General features: G+C 60.6%; 7 protein-coding genes. 3 read left to right on the plus strand and 4 right to left on the minus strand.

Features of this window, described 5'->3' with window-relative positions; translation table 11 throughout:
• Positions 1-85: 85 nt before the first annotated feature.
• The 3 genes from ACODR6_RS30515 to ACODR6_RS30525 all read right to left on the minus strand — a co-directional run bounded on the left by ACODR6_RS30515 (position 86) and on the right by ACODR6_RS30525 (position 2173).
• Positions 86-289 carry a DUF3126 family protein gene (locus tag ACODR6_RS30515; protein WP_112388095.1) on the minus strand — a complete coding sequence of 68 codons (204 nt, stop codon included), beginning with the start codon at positions 287-289 and terminating at the stop codon, positions 86-88.
• Between the two features lie 138 nt (positions 290-427).
• On the minus strand, positions 428-1261 hold the full coding sequence (gene cysE, locus ACODR6_RS30520; protein WP_112711703.1) for a serine O-acetyltransferase: 834 nt from the start codon (positions 1259-1261) through the stop codon (positions 428-430).
• Positions 1262-1393: 132 nt separating this feature from the next.
• A complete protein-coding gene (locus tag ACODR6_RS30525) occupies positions 1394-2173 on the minus strand; it encodes an alpha/beta fold hydrolase (RefSeq protein WP_489026245.1) in 780 nt (259 codons plus the stop codon).
• A gap of 158 nt (positions 2174-2331) precedes the next feature.
• On the opposite strand from ACODR6_RS30525, the gene ACODR6_RS30530 reads away from it, so the two are divergent.
• Together ACODR6_RS30530 and ACODR6_RS30535 are read left to right on the plus strand one after the other, a co-directional pair.
• On the plus strand, positions 2332-2577 hold the full coding sequence (locus ACODR6_RS30530) for a zinc-finger domain-containing protein (RefSeq protein WP_112711699.1): 246 nt from the start codon (positions 2332-2334) through the stop codon (positions 2575-2577).
• Positions 2578-2603: 26 nt separating this feature from the next.
• Complete coding sequence (locus ACODR6_RS30535) at positions 2604-3737, plus strand: FAD-dependent monooxygenase (protein WP_489026247.1); 1134 nt, start codon at positions 2604-2606, stop codon at positions 3735-3737.
• Here ACODR6_RS30535 and ACODR6_RS30540 read toward each other — a convergent pair whose 3' ends face one another.
• Positions 3738-4928 carry a cystathionine beta-lyase gene (locus tag ACODR6_RS30540; protein WP_489026249.1) on the minus strand — a complete coding sequence of 397 codons (1191 nt, stop codon included), beginning with the start codon at positions 4926-4928 and terminating at the stop codon, positions 3738-3740.
• 369 nt (positions 4929-5297) lie between these two features.
• Here ACODR6_RS30540 and ACODR6_RS30545 point away from each other — a divergent pair.
• Positions 5298-6165: amino acid ABC transporter substrate-binding protein (locus tag ACODR6_RS30545; RefSeq protein WP_489026251.1), on the plus strand; the 868-nt coding region annotated here is incomplete at its 3' end.

Genomic DNA, 6165 nt, shown 5'->3' on the forward strand with positions numbered 1-6165 from the left:
CATCCAGCGATTCCGCCCGGATTGTTTCGGCAAAAACAAACGGGCCGCAGAGCGGCCCGTGATATCCAGCGAATGGCGGCGCTGATCAGAGATCGACGTCGAGGATCGCCATCGAGAAGTTATAGGAGCGGTCGCCGTCTTCGTCATCGATATAGACGACACCCAGAAACTCCTCGCCGAGGTAAACTTCAGCCGAGTCGTTCTTGCGCGGACGCGCCTTCACGACGATTTCCGGATTGAGCGTTTTCTTGAAATAGGCGTCGAGCTTCTTGAGTTCTTCAGGCTTCACACTTGATCTCCTAGCGGTCTCAGTTGGCCGCTTCTTGCACAGGAAAAGCGGCGCTGTAAAGGCTGCCGGCACGCAAGTGCACCGGCTTTCCCCTTGCGTTTGTGGCCCGCTTTTTCAGCCGTTTCTGATATGAGCGGCTCAGATATCGGCGCCGATCACCTGGTCCATTATCCGCGACGGCTCCGAACACCCGGCTTCTCCGACCACCTTCGCCGGCACGCCGGCAACTGTCGTCTTCGGCGGCACGGCCTTCAGCACCACCGAGCCTGCGGCGACGCGCGAGCAATAGCCAATCTCGATATTGCCGAGGATCTTGGCACCCGCGCCGATCAGCACGCCGCTACCGATCTTCGGATGGCGGTCTGCGCCTTCCTTGCCGGTACCGCCGAGCGTCACGCCATGCAGGATCGAGACGTTGTCACCGATCACAGCGGTTTCGCCGACGACCAGACCGGTTGCGTGATCGAGGAAGATGCCCTTCCCGATCCGCGCCGCCGGATTGATATCCGTCTGAAATACGCTGGACGAACGGCTCTGCAGATAGAGCGCCAGATCGCGGCGTCCACGGTTGAGCAGCCAATGAGCCAGACGATGGGTCTGCAGCGCGTGAAAACCCTTGAAATAGAGCACGGCTTCCATGAAGCGCAGGCATGCGGGATCGCGGTCGTAGATCGCCTGGATGTCGACACGCAGGATGTCGCTCCATTCCGGCCAGTCGGACAGCATCTCGTCAAAAGCCTGACGCAGCAGCGTCGCCTGCATATCGGGATGGTCGAGGCGTTCGCAGATACGGTGGATGACGCATTCTTCCAGCGAGCGGTGATTGATCACCGTCGAATAAAGGAAAGCCGCTAGGACCGGATCCTTCTCGGCAGCAACGCGCGCTTCTTCGCGCAGGCTGTCCCAGATCGGATCCATCACCTTGAGCGAGCTTGCAGCTTCAAGAGGACGAATGTCTGTCTTCGCGACCATTACCGGTCTCCTCATTTCCCTTGGGAAGGTCATTGTATAAAGCAAAACGGCTGTAACATAAATGGGTGCAGCCGCCAGACCTTTTTAGGATGATTTTTCCGTGAAGATCCGTTCAAAAGCGGCATGTCACCGTCAGGCGACTTTCTCGTAAAATTCCAGAACGGCCTTCTTGAACACCCTGTCGCCAACCGCCAGCATGTGGTCGCGGCCCGGGATATCAAGCGCTTCGGCATTCGGCATCAGGGCGGCAAGCTCCTGAGGCGAACCCGCGATGTCGTCCTTTGTTCCGACGCCGATGAGCGTCGGTGCCTCGATCTTGCCCATATCGGCCCGTGCGACGAGATCGCGCGATCCGCGGATGCACATGGCAAGCGCCTGGCGATCGCTCTTGGTCTGCTCGGCAAACATGCGGAACATGCGGCCGCGATCATGCGTGACGGTATCGACCGAGGGCGCCAGCAGTGCATCGGCGATCGGGTCCCAGTCGCCGACGCCATCAGTCATGCCGATGCCGAGACCGCCGAGCACCAGCGAGCGGACGCGGTGCGGATTGGCAAGTGCGGCGAAGACGGAGATGCGGGCACCCATCGAGTAGCCCATGACATTGGCTTCCGGAATGCCGAGATGGTCGAGAAGCGCCATGGAGTCGGCCGCCATGACCCAGGGGCGGTAAGCCTCGGAATCGTGCGGCTTGTCGCTTGCGCCATGGCCGCGGTTGTCCATGGCGATGACGCGGTAGCCGGCATCGCCCAGCGTCTTCAGCCAGCCCGGATGCACCCAGTTCACATTGGCGGTCGAGGCAAATCCGTGGATCAGCAGAACCGGTGCGCCATTCGGATCACCTTCGTCGAAATAGGCGAGGTTGAGGCCATCATGCGTGAAGCTGGAGAATGCGGGCGTATTCAAGTTCATAAAGGCAGGTTCCTGTTTGCGGCGAACCATATTTTATCGCTGCCGCGAGGTGAACCCCGGCGGGCAAAAAACCATGCCGCTTGCGGCGCTTTGGCTCTACACATTTGCGGCGAAGAAAGATAATGTCCGGCCAAATTTCAAAGCATTCGGAGACAGACATGGCCGGCCACAGCATTCCCCACTTCCAGAACGACGGCGGACACCGCGTGATCGAAGTCGGCGTGAAGGAATTCATGTGCACCGGCGCATCCGTGCCGTTCGACCATCCGCATATCTTCATCGATATGGGCGACGACAACGAGAAGGTCTGCTCCTACTGCTCGACGCTCTACCGCTTCAACGGCGCGCTGAAGTCCAACCAGACGAACCCGGCCGGCTGCGTTTTCCACGTCAAGGCCGCCTGATCATTTCTTCCGGGATCGGATAACAGATGCCGGTCGACCATGCCGCCATTGCGGGCGCTGGAATTGCGGGGCTGACGGCCGCGCTGGCGCTTGCCAGGCACGGTATCGGCTCCGACATATTCGAGCAGGCTAGCGAGCTTGCCGAAGTCGGTGCCGGACTGCAGCTCTCTCCCAATGCATCGCGAATCCTACGTGAACTCGGCCTTCTCTCCGAGATCGAGAAGCATTGGCTTGAGCCCGAGATGATCCGGCTCGTCGCCGGCGATACGCTGCGGCTTCTCGCCGCCGTCCCGGCCGGACGTTTTGCGCGCGACCGGTGGGACGCGCCCTATGGCGTGCTGCATCGCGCCACCTTGCAACGGGTTCTACTCGAAGCCGTGTGCAGCAATCCGCTCTGCCGCCTGCATCTTGGAACACCCTTCGAATCCGCCAGCCTGCCTGCCGGGTTGGTGATCGGCGCCGATGGCGTCTGGTCGAAGATGCGCCAGCACATTCCCGGCGCGCCCTCGCCGCGCTTTTCCGGCAATATCGCCTATCGCTTCACGATTTCTCAGGCGTCGGCGCCTGATTTTCTCGATCGCGACAATGTCGCGGCCTATCTCGGTCCTTCCGCACATCTCGTCTGCTATCCGCTGAAGGAAACCGCGAGCTTCAATCTGGTGGCGATCACCGGTGGCACGGATGACCGGCATCTATGGGACGGCGGAGCGGAACGTCACCAGCTGCAGATATTGCGATCGCGCTTCAAGGGCTGGCACCCGGGCATCAAGTCACTCTTTGGCGACATCGCACCAACCTTCTGGCCGCTCTACGAGGCGACCGAGGGACGCTGGCAGAACGGGCGTGACCGCGTGCTGATCGGCGATGCCGCACATGCGATGATGCCCTTTGCCGCACAGGGCGCGGCGATGGCGATCGAGGATGCTTTCGAGCTTGGTGAGATGTTGTCTCGGGAAGGTGCCGGACAGGCCCTGCCCCGCTTCGAGGCGCTGAGGACGGCGCGGATCGCCAGGATTCGCAAGCGCGGTGCGTTCAACCGCTTTGCCTATCACGCCCGCGGTCCCGTCAGGATCGGGCGTGATATCGTCTTGTCGCTGAAGCCGCCGCAAAGTCTCGCGGCGGATCTCGACTGGATCTACGGCTACCGGCCGCAGGCCTGATCAGACGGCGTTCGATGCGGCAAAGCCGCGCTCGATGTCGGCCTTGATGTCGGCAACATCTTCGAGACCGATCTGCAGGCGGATCAGCGGGCCACCTTCCGGCGCCTTGGCGATACGGCGGTCGTTCAGGTTGACGTGAACCGCAAGGCACTCGAAACCACCCCAGGACCAGCCGAGGCCGAAGATGCTGAGCGCATCGAGGAAGGCATGCGCCTTGGGCTTGAACTGCTCGGCCGCGCCTGCCTTCAGCACGAAGGAGAAGATGCCGCTGGCGCCCTTGAAATCCCGCTTCCAGAGGTCGTGCCCGGCAAAGCTCGGCAGCGCCGGATGGAGAACCTTGGCAACCTCCTCGCGGCTTTCCAGCCACTTGGCGATTTCAAGCGCGCTTTCATAGTGGCGCTCCAGGCGGATGCCCATGGTGCGCAGTCCGCGCAACACCTGGTAAGCGTCGTCGGGCGCGCCGCAGATACCGAGCGTGATGTTGGCTTCCTTCAGCTGCTCCCAATGCTTGGCATTGGCCGAAACGGTGCCCATCAGGATATCGGAATGGCCGGCCGGATACTTGGTCGCCGCGTGGATCGAGATATCAACGCCGAAATCGAGCGGGCGGAAATAGACCGGGGTCGCCCAGGTGTTGTCCATGGCAACGACGGCGCCGTGCTTGTGGGCGATTGCGGCGATGGCCGGGATGTCCTGCATCTCGAAGGTGTTCGAGCCCGGCGCCTCGGTGTGCACCAGCTTGGTATTCGGCTTGAACAGCTGCTCGATTCCTGCGCCGATCGCCGGGTCGTAGTACTCCACCTCAACGCCGAGGCGCGTCAGCATCGTATCGCAGAAATGGCGGGTCGGCGTGTAGACGGAATCGACGATCAGCGCATGATCGCCGGAAGACAGAAAGGCCAGGAAAGGCACAGTGACGGCGGCAAGGCCCGACGGCACCAGGATCGTTCCGGCAGACCCCTCCAGTGCGTCGATCGCCTCGCAAAGCGCATCCGTCGTCGGCGTGCCGCGGGTTCCATAGGTGTATTTCTGCGCCCGCGTTTCCATCGCCTTGGCATTCGGGAACAGCACGGTCGATGCATGCACGACAGGCGGATTGACGAAGCCGTGATATTCCGAGGGATCGTTGCCGAGATGCGAGAGGCGGGTGTTGATGCCTGCATTCTGCAGGAGACCGTCTTTGTCTTTCATAGTCTGAAATAGCCTTTGGCGAGGGATGCAATGGGCGAGTTTTGGACCTCGGGAAAAGGCGGGTCAACCCCGTAGCCGGAACTGCCCGAAAATTACCCGCATCGTTACTTTCGCAGATATATCAGTGAATTGCGCGGTATTTTTCCGCAAAACACTGCCCAAATACTATCCAACTGCCTATGAGAACGGCGCATTTTGCCAAAATGCCGAATTTTGCCGCATTTATTGTCTGCGACACTTGACCGTCTTGGCATTTGCGACTGTGATAGAACCACTCGCGCCGGGAGGGTGTCGAGAATTGGGGGGAAGGTTTTCTTCGGCTGTCTCCTCCACAAAGAACATAAGACAACAGATAAAAGGTTGGGAAAAATGAAGATTAAGCTCCTGTCCGCCGCCGTCGGCGCAGCAGTTTTCGCTCTTGGCGCCCATGCGGCCTCGGCAACCACTCTTGAAGACGTAAAGGCAAAGGGTTTCGTTCAGTGCGGCGTCAACTCGGGCCTGCTCGGCTTCGCGCAGCCTGACGCTTCCGGCAACTGGGCCGGCTTCGACGTTGATTTCTGCAAGGCCGTCGCTTCCGCCGTCTTCGGCGACCCGACCAAGGTCAAGTACACGCCCCTCTCTGCCAAGGATCGCTTCCCGGCCCTGCAGTCGGGCGAAGTCGACGTTCTCTCGCGTAACACCACCTGGACGATCAACCGCGACACCGCTCTCGGCTTCAACTTCCGTCCGGTCACCTACTACGACGGTCAGGGCTTCATGGTTCGCAAGAGCCTGAACGTGAAGTCGGCTCTCGAACTCTCCGGCGCAGCTGTCTGCGTACAGTCCGGCACGACCACCGAGCTGAACCTCGCCGACTACTTCAAGGCCAACAACCTTCAGTACAACCCGGTCGTTTTCGAAAAGCTCGAAGAAGTCAACGCTGCTTACGACTCCGGCCGTTGCGACGTCTACACGACCGACCAGTCCGGCCTCTACTCGCTGCGTCTGACGCTGAAGAACCCCGACGAGCACATGATCCTTCCGGAGATCATCTCCAAGGAGCCGCTCGGCCCGGCCGTTCGCCAGGGTGACGACCAGTGGTTCGACATCGTTTCCTGGACGGCTTACGCGCTCGTGAATGCTGAAGAGTTCGGCATCACCCAGGCCAACGTCGACGAGATGAAGAACTCGCCGAACCCGGATATCAAGCGCTTCCTCGGCACCGAAGCCGATACCAAGATCGGTACCGACCTCGGCC

The organism is Rhizobium sp. FG96, from assembly GCF_057808655.1.